The organism is Acetobacteraceae bacterium (genome assembly GCA_039613835.1).
In the GTDB taxonomy this organism is placed as follows: domain Bacteria; phylum Pseudomonadota; class Alphaproteobacteria; order Acetobacterales; family Acetobacteraceae; genus Sorlinia.
The window spans coordinates 1,161,270-1,185,224 of sequence record CP154827.1 but is presented as its reverse complement, the minus strand read 5'-3'; the positions used below and the strand labels follow the sequence as shown (position 1 = coordinate 1,185,224).

At 55.9% G+C, this 23,955-nt stretch carries 20 protein-coding genes, 1 other RNA gene and 2 pseudogenes; 17 read left to right on the top strand and 6 right to left on the bottom strand.

The window, feature by feature from the left end:
• Positions 1-166: 166 nt before the first annotated feature.
• From AAYR33_06510 to clpS, 3 genes and pseudogenes are all read right to left on the bottom strand, one after another.
• Positions 167-2,001: pseudogene (locus tag AAYR33_06510) on the bottom strand (catalase).
• A 290-nt stretch (positions 2,002-2,291) separates the two neighbouring features.
• The gene (gene clpA / locus AAYR33_06505; GenBank protein ID XAO70716.1) at positions 2,292-4,637 is read right to left on the bottom strand and encodes an ATP-dependent Clp protease ATP-binding subunit ClpA; all 2,346 of its coding nucleotides are present in this window, start codon (positions 4,635-4,637) and stop codon (positions 2,292-2,294) included.
• 163 nt (positions 4,638-4,800) lie between these two features.
• Positions 4,801-5,163, bottom strand: a complete 363-nt coding sequence (clpS, locus tag AAYR33_06500) for an ATP-dependent Clp protease adapter ClpS (protein ID XAO70715.1) — start codon at positions 5,161-5,163, stop codon at positions 4,801-4,803.
• Positions 5,164-5,523: 360 nt separating this feature from the next.
• Between clpS and AAYR33_06495 the strand changes: the two genes are divergently transcribed.
• The 10 genes and pseudogenes from AAYR33_06495 (at position 5,524) to AAYR33_06450 (ending at position 15,463) form a co-directional block, all read left to right on the top strand.
• Positions 5,524-6,600 (top strand): D-alanyl-D-alanine carboxypeptidase family protein, encoded by a 1,077-nt coding sequence (locus AAYR33_06495; GenBank protein ID XAO72418.1) that lies wholly within the window; start codon positions 5,524-5,526, stop codon positions 6,598-6,600.
• A gap of 229 nt (positions 6,601-6,829) precedes the next feature.
• Entirely contained in the window at positions 6,830-7,630 is an 801-nt protein-coding gene (gene map, locus AAYR33_06490) for a type I methionyl aminopeptidase (GenBank protein ID XAO70714.1), read from the top strand.
• A gap of 91 nt (positions 7,631-7,721) precedes the next feature.
• Positions 7,722-9,464: a gamma-glutamyltransferase gene (gene ggt, locus AAYR33_06485; protein ID XAO70713.1), complete on the top strand. Its 1,743-nt coding sequence runs from the start codon at positions 7,722-7,724 to the stop codon at positions 9,462-9,464.
• Positions 9,465-9,520: 56 nt separating this feature from the next.
• Positions 9,521-9,617, top strand: an RNA gene (gene ffs, locus AAYR33_06480) — signal recognition particle sRNA small type.
• A 48-nt stretch (positions 9,618-9,665) separates the two neighbouring features.
• Positions 9,666-11,825 (top strand): DNA polymerase III subunit gamma/tau, encoded by a 2,160-nt coding sequence (locus AAYR33_06475; protein ID XAO70712.1) that lies wholly within the window; start codon positions 9,666-9,668, stop codon positions 11,823-11,825.
• Positions 11,826-11,837: 12 nt separating this feature from the next.
• Positions 11,838-12,161, top strand: coding sequence for a YbaB/EbfC family nucleoid-associated protein (locus AAYR33_06470; GenBank protein ID XAO70711.1), 324 nt, complete (start codon positions 11,838-11,840; stop codon positions 12,159-12,161).
• Position 12,162: 1 nt separating this feature from the next.
• A pseudogene (locus AAYR33_06465) lies at positions 12,163-12,778 on the top strand (recombination protein RecR).
• A 12-nt stretch (positions 12,779-12,790) separates the two neighbouring features.
• Positions 12,791-13,540 (top strand): SDR family oxidoreductase, encoded by a 750-nt coding sequence (locus AAYR33_06460; GenBank protein ID XAO70710.1) that lies wholly within the window; start codon positions 12,791-12,793, stop codon positions 13,538-13,540.
• A 66-nt stretch (positions 13,541-13,606) separates the two neighbouring features.
• Entirely contained in the window at positions 13,607-14,539 is a 933-nt protein-coding gene (locus AAYR33_06455; protein XAO70709.1) for a hypothetical protein, read from the top strand.
• Between the two features lie 36 nt (positions 14,540-14,575).
• Positions 14,576-15,463, top strand: coding sequence for a hypothetical protein (locus tag AAYR33_06450; protein XAO70708.1), 888 nt, complete (start codon positions 14,576-14,578; stop codon positions 15,461-15,463).
• An 8-nt stretch (positions 15,464-15,471) separates the two neighbouring features.
• On the opposite strand, the gene AAYR33_06445 is transcribed toward AAYR33_06450, so the two are convergent.
• Positions 15,472-15,816: a hypothetical protein gene (locus AAYR33_06445; GenBank protein ID XAO70707.1), complete on the bottom strand. Its 345-nt coding sequence runs from the start codon at positions 15,814-15,816 to the stop codon at positions 15,472-15,474.
• A 265-nt stretch (positions 15,817-16,081) separates the two neighbouring features.
• Positions 16,082-16,405: an FYDLN acid domain-containing protein gene (locus AAYR33_06440; GenBank protein ID XAO70706.1), complete on the bottom strand. Its 324-nt coding sequence runs from the start codon at positions 16,403-16,405 to the stop codon at positions 16,082-16,084.
• A gap of 295 nt (positions 16,406-16,700) precedes the next feature.
• Here AAYR33_06440 and aroA point away from each other — a divergent pair, with 295 nt between their 5' ends.
• The 5 genes from aroA to AAYR33_06415 all read left to right on the top strand — a co-directional run bounded on the left by aroA (position 16,701) and on the right by AAYR33_06415 (position 22,432).
• A complete protein-coding gene (gene aroA / locus AAYR33_06435; GenBank protein XAO72417.1) occupies positions 16,701-18,035 on the top strand; it encodes a 3-phosphoshikimate 1-carboxyvinyltransferase in 1,335 nt (444 codons plus the stop codon).
• Positions 18,032-18,679: a (d)CMP kinase gene (gene cmk, locus AAYR33_06430; protein ID XAO70705.1), complete on the top strand. Its 648-nt coding sequence runs from the start codon at positions 18,032-18,034 to the stop codon at positions 18,677-18,679. Before aroA ends, cmk begins: the two co-directional genes overlap by 4 nt.
• 179 nt (positions 18,680-18,858) lie before the next feature.
• On the top strand, positions 18,859-20,586 hold the full coding sequence (gene rpsA / locus AAYR33_06425) for a 30S ribosomal protein S1 (protein ID XAO70704.1): 1,728 nt from the start codon (positions 18,859-18,861) through the stop codon (positions 20,584-20,586).
• Between the two features lie 804 nt (positions 20,587-21,390).
• A complete protein-coding gene (locus AAYR33_06420) occupies positions 21,391-21,789 on the top strand; it encodes a DUF3880 domain-containing protein (protein ID XAO70703.1) in 399 nt (132 codons plus the stop codon).
• Complete coding sequence (locus tag AAYR33_06415; GenBank protein ID XAO70702.1) at positions 21,773-22,432, top strand: glycosyltransferase; 660 nt, start codon at positions 21,773-21,775, stop codon at positions 22,430-22,432. The genes AAYR33_06420 and AAYR33_06415 overlap by 17 nt, the downstream gene beginning before the upstream one ends.
• Before the next feature lie 27 nt (positions 22,433-22,459).
• On the opposite strand, the gene AAYR33_06410 is transcribed toward AAYR33_06415, so the two are convergent.
• Positions 22,460-22,660 (bottom strand): hypothetical protein, encoded by a 201-nt coding sequence (locus tag AAYR33_06410; protein XAO70701.1) that lies wholly within the window; start codon positions 22,658-22,660, stop codon positions 22,460-22,462.
• Between AAYR33_06410 and AAYR33_06405 the strand changes: the two genes are divergently transcribed.
• Entirely contained in the window at positions 22,655-23,218 is a 564-nt protein-coding gene (locus AAYR33_06405; protein ID XAO70700.1) for a hypothetical protein, read from the top strand. The two genes, AAYR33_06410 and AAYR33_06405, sit on opposite strands and share 6 nt — an antisense overlap.
• A complete protein-coding gene (locus AAYR33_06400) occupies positions 23,122-23,952 on the top strand; it encodes a glycosyltransferase (GenBank protein XAO72416.1) in 831 nt (276 codons plus the stop codon). The genes AAYR33_06405 and AAYR33_06400 overlap by 97 nt, the downstream gene beginning before the upstream one ends.
• Positions 23,953-23,955 lie beyond the last annotated feature (3 nt).

Here is a 23,955-nt window from a genome sequence, read left to right as displayed (position 1 = left end):
AGTTAATAATTTCTCCAAGGTGAAGAGGAAAAAAATTTTCATTTTTTTTAGATGTTGGCCTCGATATTTTTCTCTATCTGTATCTTAGCGCGATGACCTCAGAATTGATACAATAAAGCCGCACACGCATCGCGTGTATGGCTCTTTTTAATTGTGATGCTCGCCTTTAAATAGTGTGTGTTTTCACCTCACGCGACCAGAAGCGAAGGGCGCGGCATTTCTCGATAAATTGCTGCATGTCGCCAGCGGATTCGAGATGGATCAGCCCCTCATCCTCATCATTTTCCGTAATCCCGCCCTTACGCAGTAAAGGGACGCAATTATGGCAATATCCGATGAATTTCGCATGTGCCCAGGCATCCGCAACGAAGTCACGCACTGTCGCTTCATTGAGAAGCTGATCTGCGCCCTTTAAAGGAGGTGGGGCCGTTTTTGAGAATGCTCAATTTGTCCGAAGCCGGGAGATCCATCTTTGGCGTGCGCGCCGGCGGGGCGGCGTCTGGCAGGGTTTCCAGGCCTATACCTTTGGCGACATTTTCGGCGAGAGTCTTATCGACATTGATGAGTTGTGACACGACCCGCGCGCGAATATCTTCACGTTCGACCTTACTCAGTTCGAAAACGAACGCATCCTTGATGTGGGTCTGTTCCGTCGCGGTCTGGCTGACATAAAACTGTCGCGCCTGACTATAGTGATCGGCAAAGCGCTCACCACGCTCAAAGGTTTTGACGTCTTCCACGACGGAGAGATAATGCTTGTAACCGCGATCCCGGTTTTCAACCGGCCCTTCTTCCCAGGAATTAGGCTCATAATTGACGCGCCCCTTGGGGTTTTGCACCGCCATATGGCCGTCCTGCTGCAAAGTATGGAAGGGGCATTTGGGCGCGTTAATGGGCAGATGCGTGAAATTCGTGCTTCCGAGACGTTTGACCTGCGTATCGAGATAGGAGAAGTTACGCCCTTGCAGGAGCGGGTCATCCGTGAAGCTGATGCCGGGCACGGCATTATGCGTCATGAAAGCGACCTGCTCCGTCTCCGCGAAGAAATTATCAACGACCCGGTCAAGCACAATGCGCCTGATGATTTTGACGGGGACCAGTTCCTCAGGGATCAGTTTGGTCGCATCAAGGATGTCAAAATCAAATTTATCCGCGAAATCATCGTCAAAAAGCTGGACGCCCAGTTCCCATTCGGGGAAGTTTCCGGAAGTAATGGCTTCCCACAGATCGCGCCGGTGATAATCCGGGTCCGCGCCATTGATCTTGACGGCTTCATTCCAGACGACGGATTGAAGACCAAACTTTGGTTTCCAGTGAAATTTGACGTAAGTGGATTTGCCATCCGCATCGACGAGGCGGAAACTATGGACGCCGAAACCCTCCATAAATCGGAAGGAGCGCGGTATGGCCCGGTCGGACATGATCCACATCAGCATGTGCACGGTTTCAGGCGATAAAGACGCGAAATCCCAGAAATTATCATGGGCGGATTGCGCCTGCGGAAAGCTGCGATCCGGCTCTTCCTTAACGGAATGCATAAGGTCCGAAAAGCGGATCGCATCCTGAATGAAGAAGACCGGGATATTATTCCCGACAATGTCCCAATTGCCTTCCTCCGTGTAAAATTTGACAGCAAAACCACGCACGTCACGCGCCAGATCAAAGGAGCCTTTCGCGCGCCACTGTTGAAAAACGGACGAAGACCGGCGTGCGTTGCCCCTTACGGGTCAGGACTTTGGCCGTCGTGTAATCCGTTAAGGGTGTGTCCAGCTCAAAATACCCATGGGCTCCATATCCGCGCGCATGCACGATACGCTCCGGGATACGCTCATGGTCAAAATGGAAGATTTTTTCCCGGAAATGAAAGTCCTGCATCAAGGCAGGGCCGCGCTGACCGGCTTTGAGGGTATTCTGATCATCCGCAACAGGCGTGCTCTGCTTAGTCGTCATCCCGGGTTGGCTACCGTTACCCAGGTAATGCGTCTGTCCTTGAGGACCGATCTCGACCTTTACATCACCAATTTTTTTGTTCTCGTTTGTAATTGTCGTTTTTCATGGGTGCCTCCGAAATAATTGCTTCAAACTCAACGTGAGCCTATCAGACGGGTTTCGGCTTGCGCCGCCAGGGTGCAAGAGGCACTATAGCATTTTTGGAGGTAAAAGAGGGAGGGGATTCTGTTTTTAGTGCCGGATTATTTTTTGATACTTATCTTGACAAAATGAGCACTTGGTATTTATTAATAAAGGGTGAAACGGGTTGTCCCGCTTTTTTGGCTTTGACTGTGACGTCGTCAGGCGCCCGCCCGCTCGCGTCGGCAACGGGATGGGGGCGGGTTCTTCTCCGGAGGGCGGGCTTCGTCCGGTTTTTCCGACGAGAACTCGAAGGCGAGCGCGTCATTTTTGAGATGGATGCTGACAAGTCCACCGCGATTAAGTTTGCCGAACAGAAGCTCCTCAGCGAGGCGTTTTTTGATCTGATCCTGAATCAGGCGTGCCAGCGGGCGGGCACCATAAAGCCGGTCATAACCGCGTTGCGCGAGCCAGTCACGTGCGGCCGGGCTGAACTCAATCGTGACGTCCCGATCCGCAAGTTGCGCCTCAAGCTGGAAGACAAATTTATCAACCACCCGCGCAACCGCATCGGTTGAGAGCGGCTGGAAGGCAATGACCGCATCCAGGCGATTACGGAATTCCGGGGAGAAGAGGCGTTTAATCACCTCCTCATCATCGCCGGTACGCTCCACCCGTCCAAACCCGATCGCTTCCTTACTCAAATCCGCTGCACCGGCATTTGTTGTCATGATCAATATGACATTGCGGAAATCCACGAGCTTGCCTGAATGGTCAGTCAATGTGCCGTGATCCATGACCTGGAGAAGGATATTGAAAAGGTCCGGATGGGCTTTTTCAATTTCGTCAAGCAGGAGGACGCAATGCGGATATTGATTGACGCTGTCGGTCAGCAGGCCGCCCTGGTCGAAACCGACATAGCCGGGCGGGGCCCCGATCAGGCGGGAAACAGAATGGCGCTCCATATATTCCGACATGTCGAAACGCAGGAGCTTGATCCCGAGGAAAGAAGCGAGCTGACGTGCCACTTCGGTTTTACCGACGCCTGTCGGGCCGGAGAACAGGTAATTACCGATCGGCTTGCCATGATCGCGCAATCCGGCACGGGCGAGTTTGATGGCGGAGGCCAGGGCGTCAATCGCGTCGTCCTGCGCGTAGACCATGCTTTTGAGGTCACGGCTGAGCGTGCGCAATGTCGCTTTATCATCCGCTGAAACTGCCTTGGCCGGGATGCGCGCGATTTTAGCCACCGTGTCCTCAATATCGCGGAGCGTCACATTTTTGCGACGCTTATTCTCGGGCAATAACATACGGGAGGCACCAGCCTCATCGATGACGTCAATCGCCTTATCGGGTAGTTTGCGGTCATTGATGTAGCGCGCGGATAATTCGACCGCGGCGCGGATCGCCTCATCCAGATATTTGACCTTGTGATGGTCCTCATATTGTGGCTTCAGGCCTCGTAATATCTTGATTGTGTCGTCGATATTCGGTTCCATCACGTCAATTTTTTGGAAGCGACGACTGAAAGCGTGGTCTTTTTCAAGAAACTGGCGGTATTCCTTGAAAGTTGTGGACCCGATGCAACGCAAACTGCCCGCCACCAAAGCCGGTTTCAGAAGGTTCGATGCGTCCATGGCGCTGCCGGAGGTTGATCCCGCACCGATCACCGTGTGGATCTCATCAATAAAGAGGATCACCTTTTCATCCTGCGCCAGTTCCGTCATCACGGCTTTGAGTCGTTCCTCAAAGTCACCACGATAGCGCGTTCCGGCCAGGAGGGCGCCCATATCCAATGCGTAGATCGTGCTCTTATTCAAGACATCCGGCACGGAGCGCTCCGCGATCCGCTTGGCTAGACCCTCCGCAATGGCTGTCTTGCCCACGCCCGGATCACCCACGAGGAGGGGGTTGTTCTTCGTGCGACGACATAAGATCTGTATCGTTCGGTCGACCTCACGTTCTCGTCCTATCAAGGGGTCGATTTTGCCCGCGCGTGCGCGTTCATTGAGGTTCATACAATAAGTATTGAGGGCTTCAGCACTCTTACCCGACCGAGCGGCTTTTTCTTCCTTCTCCGCTTCGGAATTCTCGTAAATCGGAGCGGCATCCTCCGTGCGCGCGGCACGGGCCGGTGTTTTCGCGATGCCATGAGACAGAAAATTGACAGCGTCGAGACGCGTCATATCTTGCATCTGGAGGAAATAAATAGCGTGGCTCTCCCGCTCGGCAAAAAGCGCGACGAGCACATTGGCACCGGTGACTTCCTCACGACCGGTAGACTGCACATGGATGGCCGCACGCTGGATGACGCGTTGGAAGGCCGCTGTCGGTTTCGGCTCCTTCGTTTGTTCCGAGACGAGACCGGCGAGGTCCTTATCCAGAAATTCTGACAGATCCTGGCGCAATTTGCCGATATTGATCCCGCAGGCACACAGGACGGCAATCGCGTCCTCATCTTCCGTCAAGGCAAGGAGGAGGTGCTCAAGCGTCGCATATTCATGCTTGCGCTCAGCCGCAAAGGTGAGCGCGCGGTGCAGCGACTGCTCAAGAATACGAGATAACATGATTGACTGCTCCTCTCGCGCCCCTCGTCCGAATGGTCGGGTTCGGTCCTTTAAAAAGGGGCGGTCCAACATGCATCCCGCGACCCATAACTAAACAAACGAGAAAAAAAGAAAAAGTTTTCAGCGGGCTGGCTTCATTTTTTTAACGATATTTTCAAAGTTGTCAGGCTCTCTCCACTGCGCATTGGAGGGGATGCTGGTGACTTCGGGCGAGTTCCGTCACCTGCGTTACTTTCGTTTCAGCGACTTCAAATGTGAAAATACCTGCCACGCCGATGCCCTGACGGTGGATTGTGAGCATAATATTGGTTGCCTCATCTTGGGACTTGTTAAAAAAGGTTTCCAGAATATGCACCACAAAATCCATCGGCGTATAATCATCGTTAAGGAGCAGGACTTTGTACATGGATGGTCGCCGCGTTGCCGTGCGTGACTGCACGGCAAAACCGAGATCCTCCCGCGCAGCGGAAATGACGGAGCCGGGCGACACCGCATCCCGCCGCATCGCGATGACGTCATCATTCAAATGCGCTTCAAGTCCCATCAGGCTGCCTGTCTCTCCTCACTATATGAATAAACCGCATTAACGGCGAAAATCATAGTCTTAATTCCCACCTTTTCGTCATACCATCATCATGATATCGCAAAAAAATAATGTATCTTTTTGATATTTAAAGTGAGTCGCGTTCAGCCGCGTAAATTATGATGTTTACGTTAATCCACGGCGCATCTTAGCGTTATAAACGCGTCAAGATATTACGAAATTATTGCGATCTGTTGAAACTTGCGCGAATCATTGTCGTAAAGATCAGCGTCTGATAGATTCATGGGCGAATTTTGCGTTTGAGTCGGGGAGGCCCGTTTGCGTCGAAGTTTAGTTAATGGCCTGCTTTCAGCGTTGGCGTTCGCGCTGACGTTCTGCCTTCCCAATTTCGCGCGCGCGCAATATGCGGGTCATGTCAGCAGCTTCATCATCGACGCAAAAACTGGTTTCGTCCTTCTGGAGAGCGACCCGAACCTCCAGCGCTACCCGGCATCCCTTACCAAGTTGATGACATTATATCTGACATTCAAAGCGCTGGACGCCGGACATATCTCCTTCAATACACTTGTGCCGGTTTCCGTTCACGCCGCATCGATGGAGCCATCCAAGCTCGGCCTGCGCCCCGGTATGCGCCTGACGGTGCGGGAAGCCGTGCTCGGGCTTGTAACAAAATCGGCCAATGATGCCGCCGCCGCTCTGGGGGAACTCCTCGGCAGGGGAGATGAGGTTTATTTCGCCAATATCATGACGCGTGAGGCCCGGGCCCTCGGGATGCGCGACACGACCTTCCAGAATGCTTCCGGTCTCCCCGATCCGGAGCAGGTGACGACAGCCCATGATATCGCATTGCTCAGCGCACGGTTGATGCATGATTTTCCGGATTATTACCTGTTATTTTCGACGAAAAGCTTTGTTTTCCATGGGCGGGTGATCCCTAATCATAATCCCATGCTCAAAGGTTATGTCGGGGCGGACGGTCTCAAAACCGGATATACGGCGCTCGCCGGACATAATCTTGTCGCGTCAGCGCGGCGCGGTGCGGTGCAGCTTATCGGCGTTGTGCTGGGGGCGCGCAGCAATCTGCAGCGCAATCGCATCATGACGTCATTGCTGGATAAGGGTTTTGAGATGGAAGGGGTCGCGCCGATACCCGCTGCCTCTGAAGCGCCCATCGTGATGGCGTGCGCCGCCACGCGTCATCATCGGGTGCGGAGAAATCGCGCCGGCACTTATCGTAGCACGACCGTTGAAGTGGCTGAGGCCCCATCCGGCCCGCGTCGTTACCGCCTCGTGACGCATCGCGCCGCGAGAAGGCGGGTCGCGCGCAAGCCCGTCTTCGTCCGCGCGGCCAGCTCCGTGCGGCATCACGCGGCGAAAATCAGCAAGACAAAGAGTCATCACAGCCGTCATCAGGGCTGAGATCGTTTAAAGTTCCGCGCTCGATTTCGCTGCCGGGACGACTCTCTTTAAAGATCACCACACCTGACACGCCGCATGTCGCTGCCTTGGCCAAAAGCGGCTGTGGCCTGTCTAGCCTTGGCTTCACCAGTCACAGCGTGCTAAGTCTACCGCCGATCTTGATGAAAGGTTGGAATTGACTGATCTTCGTCTCGCATTGTTAATTTTTATGAGTTGAGGCGGAGAGTAAATGGCTTCAGGTGATTCAGTCCGGCATATCGTGCGATATACGGAGGAGGACTTCGCCGGTCTGCGCGCAGCGGGTCGACTCGCGGCTGAAACATTGGACATGATCACGCCCCACGTCGTCCCCGGCGCGCTCACGGCAGATCTTGATGCGCTGATCCATCAGTTCACACTTGACCATCACGCTGTTCCGGCGCCCTTGAACTACCGTGGATTCCCGAAATCCTGCTGTATCTCTATCAATCATGTCGTCTGCCATGGCATCCCGGGGGATCGTCGCCTTGTCGAGGGTGACATCGTCAATATCGATGTCACTTCCATTCTGGATGGTTGGTATGGCGACACGTCCCGTATGTTCTACGTCGGCAAAGTGCCACGGAAAGCCGTCAATCTGGTTGAAAAAACCTACGAGGCGATGATGCGCGGCATTGAAGTCGTGCGGCCCGGCGCGCCTTTGGGCGATATAGGTCACGCCATCCAGAGTTACGCGGAGGGTCACCGGCTTTCCGTCGTGCGGGATTTTTGCGGGCATGGGATCGGGCGTGTCTTTCATGACGCGCCAAATGTCCTGCATTATGGTATACTCGGCACGGGCATGACGCTTGATGTCGGCATGGTTTTCACAATTGAACCGATGTTAAATATCGGGAGATATGACGTCAAAATACTCGAAGATGGCTGGACAGCTGTTACGCGTGATAGGTCTCTCTCTGCACAATTCGAGCATATGATCGGCGTCAACCATAACGGTTGCGAAATATTTACCCGATCGCCTGCAGGGTTTAATCTGCCCCCTTACGCTTGAATTGTTACAGGAAATAAAAATGATGACGTCCAAAAAAACCTGTTTTCGCCTATTATGTTCAGCTTCGCTTACATTCTTTGCCGTTTTGCCCATGACATGTCTGGCCACCTTAGCAGACCCGCTTGGCTATCAGGCAACGCATCGCGGCGATAACAGCCATCCGGCTGTCGTCGCACCCCATGCAATGGTCGTGTCCGCACAGCATCTGGCGACGGATGCGGGGGTCGAAATCCTGAGAGCGGGCGGTAACGCGGTCGATGCCGCTGTCGCCGTCGGTTACGCCCTCGCCGTCGTTTACCCGGCTGCCGGCAATATCGGGGGCGGCGGTTTTGCGACGATCCGACTGCCGGATGGGCAGACGCATTTCATTGATTTCCGGGAGCATGCGCCGCTTGCCGCAACATCCACAATGTATCAGGACAAAGATGGCAATGTCGATAAAGCGGCAAGCGTTGAGGGCTGGCGTGCTGTGGGTGTGCCGGGTACAGTCGCAGGGCTGGACGCTTTGGAGCGCAAATGGGGCCGCCTCGGCCTGACCCGCGTCATGGCACCCGCCATCCGACTGGCAGAGGAAGGGTTTCATCTGGAGGTCGATGATGTCGATCTGCTGAATTCCGCCAAAGACCGCCTTGCCCGGGACAGTTACGCGAAAAAAATCTTCCTCAATCCGGATGGCAGCGCGCTAGAGGTTGGCGACACGCTCGTGCAGAAAGCCCTCGCCAATAGTTTGCGGCGGATTACGCAGCGCGGTGATAAAGGCTTTTACGAAGGTGAGACAGCGCAGGAGATCGTTGCAGCCAGTCGGCGAGGCGGCGGTATTTTGTCTCTCAAGGATTTCATATCCTATAAGATCCGCGCGCTAGAACCTTTGCACTGCAATTATAGAGGTTATCGTATCGATACGGCCCCACCGCCGAGCGGGGGTGGCGTTGCCATTTGTGAAATCCTCAATATTCTTTCCGCCTATGATCTGAAAAAGATCGGTCTGCGAAGCGTTTCCGGTGTGCAGCTTCAGACGGAAGCCATGCGTCACGCTTATTCCGACCGTCGGGATCTCGGAGACCCTGCTTTCGTGAAAAATCCGATCGCTCATTTGATGGACCCATCTTACGCGGCTGCGATCAGAGCGGGTTTCCGACGCGATCACGCAATCGACTCAGCATCTCTTTTGCCGGGTGAGGCCCTGCCGCAAGGCGATGCCTCTGTCACGCAGCCCTCACGTGAGAAACATGAAACGACGCAATTCTGCGCGGCGGATCGGTCAGGGATCGCGGTCTCCGTCACCTACACCCTGAATGGATGGTACGGTGCGCATGTCGTGGGTGGCCGAACGGGCATCGTGATGAATGACGAGATGGATGACTTCTCCGTCAAGCCGGGCGTGCCCAATATGTATGGGATCGTCGGGTCACGCGCCAATGAGATCGCGCCGGGCAAGACGCCGCTTTCCTCCATGTCGCCGACAATCATCTCCAAAGATGGCAAGCTCGTCATGGCGATTGGCAGCCCCGGCGGCTCCCGCATCCCCACAATTGTCCTCAATGTTGTGCTTGGCGTGATTGACGGGGGGATGGATATTCAGCAGGCCATCAATCAACCGCGTATTCATGAGCAATGGATGCCCCATGCGCTCGAAGTGGAACCGGGTGCGCTGACCTCTCATGTCAGCACGGTCCTGCGGGCACATGGATATCAGATCACGGAGCAGCCGCAATATTGGGGGCTCGCCCAAGGTATTCTCTTCGGTCGTCCGCATCTCGACGCGCCGGTGACGGGTTTTGCTTATGGCGGTTCAGACCAGCGTCATGCCGGGGGGCTGGCGCGCGGATTGTAATTTCAGGCATGATTCCCCTTGCCAGGGGGGAGGGGAATCATGCTAATCCTGCGCCGGGAGGTCGGCCGTGGACGGGCGGCTTGCAAACCCGGTCAGGTCCGGAAGGAAGCAGCCGTAGTGAGTTTTGCACGGGTCGTGTGTTCGGCCTCCCACCTTTCCGATAATTTGGTCTATAAGTGATCGCATGAGTGGTCTGATCGCATGAGTGGTCACGAATCGCATCCCGACGACGCCCTGCCCCTCCCTCCTGCGGCCTATCGCGTCCTGGCGCGGAAATACCGCCCCCAATTCTTTGATGACCTGATTGGTCAGGAAAGCACTATCCGCATCCTGCGGCGGGCTTTCGCCCTCAAACGCGTTGCACATGCATTTATGCTGACAGGCGTCCGTGGTGTCGGCAAAACGACGACAGCGCGCATCATCGCCCGCGCCCTCAACTGCATCGGGCCTGATGGTAAAGGGGAGGCAACCGTTGAGCCCTGTGGCGTCTGCGCAAACTGCACCGCGATCCTGGCTGACCGTCATCCCGACGTGCTGGAGATGGATGCGGCCTCCCGCACCGGGGTTGATGATGTCCGGGAAATTATTGAGCAGACGCGTTTCCGTCCGATTCAGGGGCGTATGAAGGTCTTCATCATTGATGAGGTCCATATGCTGTCCCGTAATGCATTTAACGCCTTGCTCAAAACACTTGAAGAACCGCCGGAGCGCGTCACCTTTATTTTCGCCACCACGGAGTTGCGGAAAGTCCCCGTTACAGTGCTCTCACGCTGTCAGCGTTTTGACCTCAGGCGCGTGCCAAGTCAGATGCTTGTGGCACATTTCGATTCGATTGCGCATAAAGAGGGGGTCGCTTTCTCCCCTGAGGCACTTGGTCTCATCGCGCGGGCGAGTGACGGCTCGGTGCGTGATGGGCTGTCACTTCTTGACCAGGCGATTGTGCGTGGGGCGGAGGAGGGTGCCGACCGTATTGAGGAAAATGTCGTCAGTGCCATGCTCGGATTATCCGATCGGGAGACGGTTTATGACCTCTTTGAAGCCCTCATAAAAGGGGATGTGGCGCGCGTTCTGAGCGTGACGGATAATGCCTATGCACTGGGGGTGGAACTGGGCGGTTTACTCGGTGAACTGCTTGAGCTTGTCCATTTCATCTCTCGCCTGAAAGCGGTGCCGTCCCTCGGAAAACGCCCTGACCTGACAGAGGTTGAGCGCAGTCGCGGTGTCGCCTTTTCGCAGGATCTTTCCATGGCGGTTCTGGGGCGTGCCTGGCAGATTCTGGTCAATGGTTTGAAAGAGCTGGAAATCGCGCCCGACCGCCGCGGCGCTGTGGAGATGATCCTCCTGCGACTCTGTTACGCCAATTCCCTTCCCACCCCGGATGATCTGATCCGTCAGGCACGGGGGACGATATCGCCGCGTGATGCCGGGCTGACATCTCCCGTGCGCGACCCGTCGGATGTGACGCTCACCGCCCTCAATGCCGGGCCTGCGGAAGGCGCGGTCACTGCGGGTCACGACAGGGTGCGTCCCGTCGTCTCGCATCGGGACCTCCATCTCGTCGCGGATAATACGCGTCCCGCGCCGGCCGCCGCATTGGCGCCGCATATCGAGGCGGCACCCGCCGCACATTCTGTCTGCCCGCCGCACCCGATTGAGGAAGAAACCGCTACGGTGAGCGCCGTCCCGTCGGAAGAACCGCCGCCCGAGATGGTCATGACAGGCACAGATGGCGCGCCTCAACATCCCGTGCAAGTGACTCGCCCGGAGACAACATCGCCCCTGCCGCACGTCGCCGCGTCCGAGATCGCGGAACCTGCCACGGACGCGGCACTGGAGATAACGCCGGACGTCTCGGCCGTGCCGCCCATTCGCTCATGGCGTGAGATGGTTGCCTACGTCAAATGGTCGTCTAAGCCACTTTTGCACGGCCTGTTGCGCTATGCCGCGCATTGTGTGCGGTTTGAGCCGCCTGAAATCGCGATCCGTCTACAAAGCGGCGTTAATCCATGCAGTCTGGCGCGACTTCAGGCCGTGCTGAATCTGCATTACCCGGATCGCTTCATCATTATGGCCTCCCATGAGGAGGGCGCGCCGACTTTGGATGAGCAGGGCGCGCAGGTGACGGAATCTTACCGGCAATCCATGCAGGAAGATCCCCTCGTCCAGGCGATCATCACGCATTTCCCCGGCGCGCATCTCGGCTTGCCGCGGGACCTTTCCCTTGATGATTACGGCCTGCCGCCTAAAAATCTGGATGAGGTTATGCCGTCTGCTTTCCCCGAGGAGGGGCCTGATGCTGAAGGGTTGGAGACGGAATTGCCGGAAGACGATATAAGTCAGCCCGGCTATCGCTATCACTGAGGATTTATTTACATGAAAAATCTCGCCGGCCTAATGAAACAGGCTTCCCAAATGCAAGCCAAAATGGAGGAATTGCAGGCGCGGCTCGACGCTTTGATGATTGAGGGTGAAGCGGGCGCGGGTCTCGTCAAAATCACCCTGAATGGCAAAGGCGATATGAAAAAGCTGGTCATCGACCCGAAATTACTGACGCCAACCGATGCTGAGATGGTGCAGGATCTCATCCTGGCGGCTTTCAGCAATGCACGCAGCAAGGTTGAAGCTGCCAGCACGGAGGAAATGCGGCGTCTAACCGGTGGGATCGATCTGCCCGCCGGCTTTAAACTGCCTTTCTGACTTGGCCTGGCACCGCACAGGCGGGGTTGAGCTTGAGCGGCTCATCCAGCTTCTCTCCCGATTGCCGGGGCTGGGGCCGCGCTCTGCCCGACGTGCGGCGCTGTCCTTACTGGCCAGAGCCTGAGCGCCGCCTTGTCCCTCTCGCGCAGGCCATGCAGGATGCCGCCGCCCACATTCAGAGTTGTGAGATCTGCGGCACGCTGGATGTCACAAATCCGTGTATGGTCTGCACAGATTCCGATCGGGATCACAGCGTGATCTGCGTGGTTGAGTATGTCAGTGCCCTCTGGGCGCTTGAACGTGCCATGGTTCATCGTGGCGTTTATCAGGTTCTTGGCGGGATGTTGTCAGCCTTGCTGGGAAAGGCCCGGAGTCGATGGTGCCGCGACCTCCCACTGGTTGGAAGATCCCTTGACTGATACGATGTCACTGTGACACGCGTCGGGCGCGGTGTGCCAATGGGCGGGACACTTGACGGGTTGGATGACGGCGCATTGGTCGCGGCGCTGATGGCTGAAAGAGAAGCGCGAAAGCGCGGTGAAGGATCGAGGCCGCCATTTAACCGATCGCATCCCGCAAGCCGAAAAATTAAGATCTATAATCGACACGGTATTTAACAGAGGCTGATCATGCAATTGAGCATTCCGGATACCATCCCGCGCGTCGCGCTTGTTACGGGCGGCGCGAAACGCATCGGGCGTGCACTGGTCATGGCCCTTGCGGCAGAGGGGTTCAAAATTGCGATTCATTGCCATCAAAGCGCTGCCGAGGCGGAAAAGCTTCTGCAGGAAATCCAGCATCAGGGTTACATCCTGACCGCCGACCTTGCTGACGAATCGGCCGTCTCCGGGCTGATCGGTGCCGCTTCGGCGCAGTTAGGTCCCGTCGGTATCCTCGTCAATAATGCCTCGATTTTTGAGCGCGATGCGTGGGACACTGTGACAGAGGATAGTTGGCAGCGTCATCAGGGGATCAACCTCCGCGCGCCCTTCGTGCTGTCCCAGGCATTTGCGCGGGCGCTTCCATCGTCGGCGGAAGGGGTGATTCTTAATTTATTGGATGATCGGGTCTGGAAATTGACGCCGCATTACACCAGTTATACGGTTTCGAAGTCCGCATTATGGACCCTGACGCAGACATTGGCCCTGGCTTTGGCACCGCGCATCCGCGTGAATGCGATCGGGCCGGGTCCGGTTCTGCCCGCGCAGGGCCAGAGTGACGCGGAATTTCTGCGGATGTGTCAGGCCACGCCGCTTCAACACGGTGCAACGCCGGAGGAAGTCGCCCAAACGGCGATGGCTCTGGCTGCCATGCGCGCCGTGACGGGCCAGATGGTGGCCCCCGATGGCGGGCAACATCTCGCCTGGCGAACAGATTGAGACCGGTTTTTACGGCGGGATAGAGAAGACGAGACGGCGGATGACATCAGATCAGGAAAACGGTTCATGCCGCTGCCCCATATCGGCCTGCGCTCATTAAAAACGGAAGCTGGTACGTATGTTTTTATCTGTCCTGAAACAGATGAATTGGGGCATGTCGACCCGTCAGAACCACAATATCGCGCAACGGCCATGATCACCTTTCCCGAGATCGAAGGGTTTGGCATTCTGTCCCGCGTCAAGCTTCTGCGACGCCCGCCCGGGCGGGCGATGCTGCGCAATACATTGCAGCATAATTTTTTACCGGTCCGTTTAGAGGGGGCGGGCGCTGAGGATCAAGTTATCCTCAAACATGCGCTTTCCGGCGATTTTTTCATCCCGATCCTCGATGGCGAAACCGAGCTTCTCACGCGTCGTCGTTACAAGGGCGAGGCGCATGCGCCGCTTCGGTGGGAAAATTTTCAGGATATGGTGACGCGATGGCGTGATCTCGCTGCGGTACGTCACAATGCGGCGGCATTCCTGGATATTCTTGCGGGCTTTCCGCAGGATTTCACGCATGATTGCCTCGATATCGCGCTTTTGATGATTGCCGATGATGCGCGGGCGAAATTCCTCTCATTTTTTCTGTTCGATGAGGCGCACTTATCGTCCCCTCAGCAGGTGACATGCCTGGCGCTGCTTGATCGCCTCCCTTCCGCGGATTGGCTGAAACAAGTGATTTCAGGCCTTGCGCAATGGCAGGCAGATCGTGATCTGCCCATGCCGCGGCGCTCAGATGCCGCATATGATTTTATGGGGCGCGAGGCGAGTTGGCGCGAGAATGCGCGCGACACGGCGGGTGTCGCCCTCCTCTCCGCATTGCGGGAAAATGTCACGCCGCGCCATAAACTGGCGGCCCTGACCAGCGCCCGAGATGAGGGCGTGTATCTTCTGGAATGGATTGCGTTTCACCGCACAATCGGCGTCGAGAAGATTTCATCTACACCAATAATCTGACGGATGGCTCATATGTGCTGTTGCAACGCCTACACGATGCTGGGATTGCCCATTGGGTCGATAATACGGGTGGAGGGGTGCGCGGGCGTTGATAACCAATTGAAAGCCTTCGCCTACACCTACACATTAATGCCGGCACTGCTGGATTATGAATGGCGCCTGACGGTCGATCTGGATGAGTGGTTTGTGCCCTCAGAGGTGTTTGATCATAAATTGCTGCCCCTTCTGGCGCAGGAGGCGCTTCAGGATGCCGATGCTGTCGTGGCGACATGGCGCGTCAATGGGCCTGATCATCGGCTTCACTGGACAGAGCAATTAAGCTGTGAGCGTTTCGTCGCGCTTGAACCTCATCCTCTGGTCAAATCAGTCCATCGTCCCCGGCGCTTTCAACGGTGCTCGCATCACGTGCCGGTTTCACCGCAAAGGCGGAGTTTCAAGACGGTTGACGGCGCGCCGCATGCCATCAACACCCATTCGGTTTATGAAACCAGTTTCTATCATCAGTCGACAGTGAAGGCGGAGGTTCATCATTTTATCCTGCGCTCCTTCGAGGAATTTGTCTGGCGTTATGCGCGGGATGAAAATGATGGCAATGCCGTCCTGCCTGTCAAACGCTTCCGCTATAATAATCACGGTATTTTTGAGCTCTTCCTCACAAGGTTCCGTCTCAGCGGGCCGCACCTCTCCCCGGTTATTGCGGCGCGATGTCATGAGGAGATCAATGGCTTAATGTCGATCCCCGGTGTGCGCGACGCCTATCAAGATGTGGTGCGTCATTTCGGCCAGACAGTCTCCCTCTATGTCAGACAGAGTCTTGAGGCCGTGTGTCAGGACACGAATGTCAGCGCGGAGGTACGGGAGGAATGGGCGCAACTCGTTGAATCCTGGCAGGAAGCCGATGCCCCCGTCGCGTGCGTTCACTGAGGGCCATTTTATCGGGGATCACGGGTGCGGGTTGCTTCTGAAAGGCGCCGATTATTCTCCGTGTAATTTTCCAGCACGTAGGCGAAGGGCATATGATCGCGTCCCCTCAGCAATAAAGCGCGTTGCTGAAAAATGATGCCGGGAGGCACAGCCGGCGCGAATCCGTGTTCGACCCGACGCGTAAAGGCGAGACCCTTGACCGCCAGCCCGAAAGGGGTTTCGGACATGTTGAGCACCTTATTCATCTCCGCGGTCAGGCGGGATGGCACATACCAGTTCCAGGCATTGGAGAGTTCGATCCCGCCGCATCTTATGCTGACATAGCGTAATTTGAGGGCACCCGGGCGCGTCACCTTGAGGCGCTCCCTGATATCCGGGATCCGAGGCGGGGAGGCGGTGTCAAGGGCGACGCTGTGCAATGACTGGCCGGGGGCCAGGCGCGCGCATTCCGCTTTGAGGATGACGGATGCGCTTCGTCCGCTCGCGAGCTGACCGACCAGGTCGGAAGCCGAAAGGGACTGCGCTGAAACCGGTCTCGAAAAGAAAAGCCCTGTGAGGAGAAAAACAGGCCCCCGGCGAGGAAAATTTCGCCAGGAACCAGCCTGTCCGCGTGCGGGTCTAATTTTCGTGGTCGTCAAAATCCGTGTTGACCTCGATTTCCGCGCCGAGATCGTCATCATCATCCAGATCAGCGGCATCCTCAATGACATCATCATCGTCTTCATCCGTATCCAGATCGACGTCGATATCCTCGCTACGATCATCTTCCGCGACGCGTTTAACATGATCTACCGGGGCTTCATCGACGCGTTTGGGACCCGGCATATCTGTCGGCTGCTCCACACCACATTTGGGGCAGACCGCAGGACTGCGTATCAGATCGTAGAATTTTGCACCGCAGGAAACGCAAACGCGTTTCAGACCCAGTTCCGGTTTCGCCATGGTTGCGCCTATTGATCCTGATCTCGGGATTTGGATATGCGACAGACGCCGCTTCAAACGGGGCCATGCCAGCTTATGCGGGTTCTGTCAAATGCGTTTGCCCCTCCGCCGTGCGGATCTTTTGCACAAAATCCCGCCTGATAAAGGGTGGCCAAGCCTTGCGGCGCAATGCAGGAATATTCCCTGCCGTCTGTCGCCGATGGCGATTGCGGCGGGTGTTGTGCCATTTCAAGTTGACATCACCGCATCGGAGCGGGATGAAGCGGGAATGTCTGACCAAGCGGAGAATAATTGCATGTCTCCCCAAGTGGCTCCTCTGCGTGTCCAGCGCGCCCCTGTCCCTTTGCGCGGCGACGTGGTGGTGGTGCCGGGTGATAAATCCATCAGTCACCGCGCTCTGATGCTCGCCGCCATGGCTGAAGGGCGGTCGGAAATTTCAGGATTGCTGGAGGGGGAGGACGTTTTGCGCACGGCATCCGCCATGCGCGCTCTCGGGGTGGAGATCAGACAGGATGGCGCGCGCTGGGTCGTTCAAGGCCATGGCGCACAAGGTTTGTGGGAGCCTGACGATGTGCTCGATATGGGCAATTCCGGCACGGCGGCCCGTTTGATGGCGGGGATTCTCTCAACGCAGCCCTTTAACAGTTTCATGACGGGTGATGCCAGTCTACGCGCCCGCCCGATGAAACGCGTCACGGACCCGCTCCAGAAAAACGGTGCGTGTTTCGTGACGCGGCAAGGGGGGCGTCTCCCTATGGCGGTGGTCGGCACAGCGCAGGGAACGCCCACCCATTACCGGTTGCCCGTGGCGTCTGCTCAGGTTAAATCCGCCATTCTCCTTGCCGGACTCAATGCGCAGGGTGAAACCCGTGTTGATGAACCGACCCCAACGCGTGATCACACTGAAAATATGCTGCGTTATTTCGGTGTCGATGTCGCCGTCAGGGAAACGGAATCCGGCGGGCGGCTCATCAGTTTGACGGGTCCGGCCCGTCTCCACGCGCAGAATGTGATTGTCCCTGGTGATCCCTCATCAGCGGCCTTTCCGATTGTTGCGGCCTTATTGATTCCGGGTTCGGATCTTCTGATCCGGAATGTCGGGCTTAACCCTCTGCGGACGGGCCTTTTGACGAGTTTGCAGGAAATGGGCGCGCAACTCACGATTGAGGATGTCCGCAGGGAAGGGGGTGAGCGCGTCGGCGATTTGCGGGTCAATGCCTCCACCCTCAAGGCGGTCGACGTGCCTGCAATGCGGGCGCCATCCATGATTGATGAATATCCCATTCTTTCCGTCGCCTGTGCTCTTGCCGAGGGTACGTCCCGCCTGCGGGGATTGGGTGAATTGCGCGTCAAGGAGAGTGATCGCCTTAATGCCACGCTTGCCCTGTTGAAGGCGAACCACGTCACCGCGCACATTGATGGCGATGACCTTGTCATTGAAGGGCGTCCGGACGGTAACGGCCTCGGTGGCGGGCGGGTGGAGACGTTGATGGATCATCGTCTCGCGATGAGTGCCATTATTTTCGGCCTCGCCGCGCCCAATCCGATTGACGTCGATGATACAGGCTTCATCAATACGAGCTTCCCCGGATTCATTCATCTCATGAACGCGTTGGGTGCCGGACTTTGAAAGCCATTATCATCGCCATTGATGGGCCCGCTGCCGCAGGGAAGGGCACTTTGGCCGTGGCGCTGGCGCAGAATCTTGGCCTGCCGCATCTTGATACCGGGCTTCTCTACCGGGCGATCGGGCGTCTGATGCTGATGGAAGGGCGGGATTGTGCGGGTGACGATGCCAGCGATATCGCGGCCCGCCTTCAGCCATCCGACCTCGAGCGCACTGATCTGCGTCTGCCGGAGGTGGATCGTGCAGCGAGCCTCGTGGCGGCGCAACCTGCCGTGCGTGCCGCGTTGCTGCAACGCCAGAGGGACTTTGCCGCCGCACATGGGGCTGTCATGGATGGGCGGGATATAGGCACGGCTGTTTTCCCCGATGCGGATATAAAATTATTCGTGACTGCCTCAGCGCATGCGCGCGCCGTGCGCCGTTATCAACAATATCATGATCATGACCCGAGTGCGGCTGATATTAGCCAGTTGGAAGCGAAAATTGAAGCGCGCGACCATATCGACTCCGCGCGCGGCGTCTCGCCTTTACGGCGGGCTGAGGATGCGATCCTGATTGAAACGGATGGTCTAACGCCGGATCAGGTTCTGGCGCGCGCTCTGGACATCGTGGTCCACCATCCAAAGATTGCGGCGGAAAACCGCTGAATTTCGCCTTTTATGTTGACATGGAAGGGTCAGAGGGGCCAGAACACCCAACGGCATGCGCCGCGCCCGACTGCGGGTTTTTCATTCTCGGCTTATTTAAAAATAAGCACGTCGTGGGTCGCAGGATCTGCGCAAACAACGTCCTGGCAATAAATTTCCGGGGCAGGAATTAATACCACATGGCTTCAGCCACTACTCTTGAATCGGGCAAAAACAAAGCCCAGACCCAAGGCAATGAGGATTTTGCCGCTCTCCTTGAAGAAACTCTCGGCTCAGATAGCGGATTCGAAGGGTCCGTCGTTACGGGACAGGTCATTCGCCTGAATGACGAGTTCGCCATCGTTGATGTCGGTCTGAAAAGTGAAGGGCGCGTCGCGCTTAAGGAATTCGCCCCCCCAGGTGTGGCAGCGGATGTCAAGCCTGGCGACGCGATTGAGCTTTATGTCGAGCGTTATGAGGATCGAGACGGTCTGATCGTTCTCTCCCGTGAGAAAGCCCGCCGTGAAGAGGCATGGACCTCGCTTGAGCGCGCCTTCGCCAATAATCAGCGCGTCAATGGCACAATCTACGGGCGCGTCAAAGGCGGCTTCACTGTGGATCTCGGTGGTGCGATGGCCTTCCTGCCTGGCAGCCAGGTCGATATCCGCCCCGTGCGGGATGTCGGGCCCCTGATGGGTCAGCCCCAGCCCTTCCAGATCCTGAAAATCGACCGTGCACGCGGTAATATCGTTGTTTCCCGCCGTGCCGTGCTGGAAGAAACCCGTGCCGAGCAGCGCTCCGAACTGATTCAAGGCCTGAAGGAAGGCATGATTCTTGACGGTGTCGTCAAGAATATCACGGATTACGGTGCTTTCGTTGATCTTGGCGGCGTCGATGGGCTTCTGCATGTCACGGACATTGCATGGAAGCGCATCAACCACCCTGCGGAAGCTCTGCAGATCGGCCAGCCTGTGCGCGTGCAGGTTATCCGTTTCAATTCGGATACGCAGCGCATTTCCCTCGGCATGAAGCAGCTTGAAGCGGACCCGTGGGAAAATATCGCCATTAAATATCCGCCGGGCGCGCGTTATACGGCCCGTGTCACCAATATCACCGATTACGGTGCGTTTGTTGAGCTGGAAGCGGGTGTTGAAGGTCTCGTCCACGTTTCTGAAATGTCCTGGACCAAGAAAAACGTCCATCCGGGCAAACTCGTCTCCACATCTCAGGAAGTCGATGTCGTCGTCCTTGACGTGGATAGCAGCAAGCGTCGTATCTCCCTCGGCCTGAAGCAGGTGCAGCGTAATCCGTGGGAGCAGTTCGCTGAGGAGCACAAGGTCGGGTCCGTCATTGAGGGTGAAATCCGGAATATTACGGAGTTCGGTCTCTTCGTCGGGCTGTCTGCAGATATTGATGGCATGGTGCACATGTCCGACCTCTCCTGGGATGAGGCCGGCGAGGTCGCTATGGCGAAATATGAGAAAGGCCAGGTCGTTCAGGCCAAGGTGCTGGATGTCGATGCGGAGAAAGAGCGTATCTCTCTCGGTATCAAGCAGTTGCATGATGACCCTGCCGCGGACACACTGTCCCGCGTGCATAAGGGTGACGTCGTAACGTGCGTTGTGACAGCCATCCAGAGCAACGGGATCGAAGTTAAGGTCGATGACGTTCTCAGCGGCTTCATCCGCCGAGCGGAGCTTGCGCGTGACAAGGCTGAGCAACGTCCCGAGCGCTTCGCTGTTGGTGAAAAAGTTGATGCGAAGGTTGTCTCTGTCGATAAGGCAGCACGTAAGCTGGCGCTGACAATCCGCGGTCGTGAGGTCGAGGAGGATAAGCAGGCGATCAACGAATATGGCTCATCCGATAGTGGTGCCTCTTTGGGCGACATTCTTGGCGCGGCCATTCGTCGCCGGAGCACAGAGGCCTAAGCGTCTCAAAATCCAAAGAAAGACCATTCTTCGAGATGGCTTTTTTGCGCCGATCGTGCGGGCCAGCCGGCGGTTCTGCACGCGGCGCATCATATTTCGTCGACCATGTCCCTGGCGGAACATGACGCGGAGACTTATCTCGATTCACCGCCTCGACGTTTTTTACTTGAAGCCGACATGACCTTGCGTCTCAAGCATCAGGCACCGCGCGCGGGTGAATACTTCAGGACATGCTTTCTTAACCTTAAAATCTGTCTTGTCATCAAATGTCGCAATAGGCTGGCGCGTGAATCACTTTTCCGATCTGGAACACAATTTCGCGAACCCGGCCTTAAAGCTTATGCGAATGAGAAAGAAATTTATTTAATAATTTGGAAAAGAAAAGACGTTACAATGACTTCGTAAGAAAATTTAATAGCTGGAATCGCTATAGGATGCGCCAATAACGAAAATAGGACGTCTTGCCCGTGCCTTACGATTCCTGGAGTAAATTTGGATGGCCATGCCCAATGCTGAGGAATTTTTTTTCACATCCGGCACATGCCGGTTTACTTCTACGACAGAAAAATGGCGCATACGCTGGCCTGTGAGATGATTCATCTCTCGCGACATCGGGAGCACGCCCAATAAGGGCCAAAGAAGGGTCGAAGACCAACCTAAAAAACGTATTTTTAGAGTTGGATTTTTCCCGATGTGGTTAATAAACTCTTTTTGAAAATTGATGGACGAGTTTCACTGCGTCGAGCGGCTCGCGTGACTTTGTCAGGAAGTTCGGATATTGCAGTATGCGGTTGTGAGGCATGAATGACGGTAATCTACAACACGAATTTTACGCATAATCCCAATTCCTACTTGACGCTCTGCGTCGAGCGCGCCGCTCAGGCGGTTTTTGGGCATGGCAATGTGGTTGTGGCGGACAACATGTCGCTCGCTGAGATTGCAGCTTCGGGTGAGCATGACACGCTGATCTGCCTTGACGCGCAAAGGCTTAACCTGCCGTTGATCCGTCGCGTCCGCGCCGCATTTAAGACGCTTATTCTCTGGAGATTTGAAGATCCCTTCATGCTTGACTTCAATGTCAATAATGCAGCGATTTTTGACTATGTCTTCACAAATGATCCGTCCTGCGCGGCAAGTTATCGAGAGAAGGGGCATTACCTTCCTCTGGCCGCGAGCGCCTCAATTCATGAGCGTCCCATATAAATCGGCCAAAGCCCTTGATTATGACATTTGTTTTGCGGGGACGATGTGGCCCAACCGGGTCAAGACGTTGCAAATGATCGTGGCGGCTTTCCCGGAAGCGCACATGAAGCTGATCTGTCCGGGCAACCCTTATCTGCCACCATTGCCCGCCGACCTTGCGGCTCTGGCCATTCAACGCCCGGTAAGTCATGAATCTTTCATCGATTTCGCCAATGCGAGTGCAGTGACTCTGACAATGTTCCGTGACTATGCCAGCCATGGTGATGTCAGCCGGGCCACAACGCCAGGGTCGCGTTTCTATGAGCTTGGCCTCGCCGGCACCGCACAGGTGATCGAGGTGCCGGATGCCATGGACATGCAGTATTTCTCGGATGTTGAAGGTGTTTCAGTCGTGCGGGATGCGCATGGCATGGTGAACGCCGTTTACGACCTGCTTGAAAATGAGACACGCCGCCAGCGTGCCGCCCGGGCAGCGCAGGAGAGCGTCCTTTCAGCCCATCTTTATGAGCATCGTCTGAAGAAAATCGCTTACATCACGGGTGCGAATTTCAAACGTCATGTGACGCCGACGGAAATCACCTCGCGACGTGGCAAAATGCGGGTGGTGATGCGCACCCACTCCACTATTTTCGAGAAGGATTGAGGCGGGGTCGAGGTCTATCAACAGACCTTATGTGCCTCTCTCGGACGTGAGATCGAATTTTTCTACTGGTTGCGACGCGGTACGGTATGTCGTCTCACTACCGCAAATGGCCGGGAATTTGAGCAACATGATGTTGAGGAAATCGGCTAGACCGATGCCCTGTGTGATGCTGCGGAGGAACATGCTTTTTCCCAGGTGATCGGGCGTCACAATATTGATATCGTGCATATCCAGCATCTGGGCCATCATGCGCTCTCCCTTCCCATCATCGCGAAGGCCTGCGGCACGGGCGTCATCTTCTCAGCGCATGATTTCTGGCTGATTTCCTCCCGCTATAATCTTCTGAACCAGGATCTCCGCTTCGATGAGGGGCAGGTTCGATCTGTCCTGGCCTCTGACATTATCCATAAAATAACGGATAATGTCGCCTATGGTGGTGACCAGACGCGACGCGCCTTTGTCGGCATGATGTTGCGCAGTGTTGACGCGATACTTTTCGGTACCGATTATTCCCGCAATCTCACCCATGAGATCTATCCTGTTCTGGATGGTAAGCGCAGCTGCGTTTACGACGTACCTTCCCCGGAAACGACGTTCCCCGTCACGCCGAAATCCTGCGCGCCGCTTGAGGGACGACCTCTTGGCGTGGCGATTATCGGTAATTTCCTTCGCACAAAGGCGCGGACGCCATCATCAACCTGCTGGAAATCGCGCATCCGGAGCATTTTGAGTTTCATATTTTCGGGTATATCCATCCCGATTATGAGGCGGTTGTCCATGGTTTAAATCGTGACAACGTTAAATTCTACGGACGCTATAATGCGGGTGATATCAGTGCGCTAACCGTTGCTGATGTCGCGCTCAACCTCTCCATATGGCGGGAGACCTATTGCATCTCATTGTCGGAAGCATGGCAGAGCGGGCTTATCCCCGTTGTGACAGATGTTGGCGCGCTGGGTGACCGTGTTGAGGACGGCGTTAATGGCTTCAAAGTGCCGATCGGTCGTCCCGATGTCGTGCTTGAACGCCTCGAACTGCTTCGCTCCTCCGAATATATGCGGAAGGAAATCATGCAGAACATCACCCCGGCATTGCGGGTGACGGCTTCTGACTACGCGGAGAAAATGCGCACACTTTATCACGACATCGCGCCTCACCGTGCCCTCGGTACGGCGGAGCTACAGGTCGATGCGGGTCAGTTGCATATCCTGCCGCATAAATCATGTCGGCACCAGGCGCCCCCATGCCATATTTTTGACCCGCCGACCCAGCATGACCTGATGATTGAACTGCCCGAACCTGTAACGGATTGGGTCGGTATCCAGGGTGCGGAATATTACATTGACGATGTCTGCCACCGCGTGCTGTCGCGTTCAGGATTGGAAACCTTCCAGCCTGCGGATGAATTCCATATTCGCGGGTGGTATGTCCTGCCCGATTGTAACTCATCCGGTGCAATTTACACGGCATTGATCAGTCAGAATGATGACACGGTTGTTTTCGTTTCCTGCTCACGGTAAGCA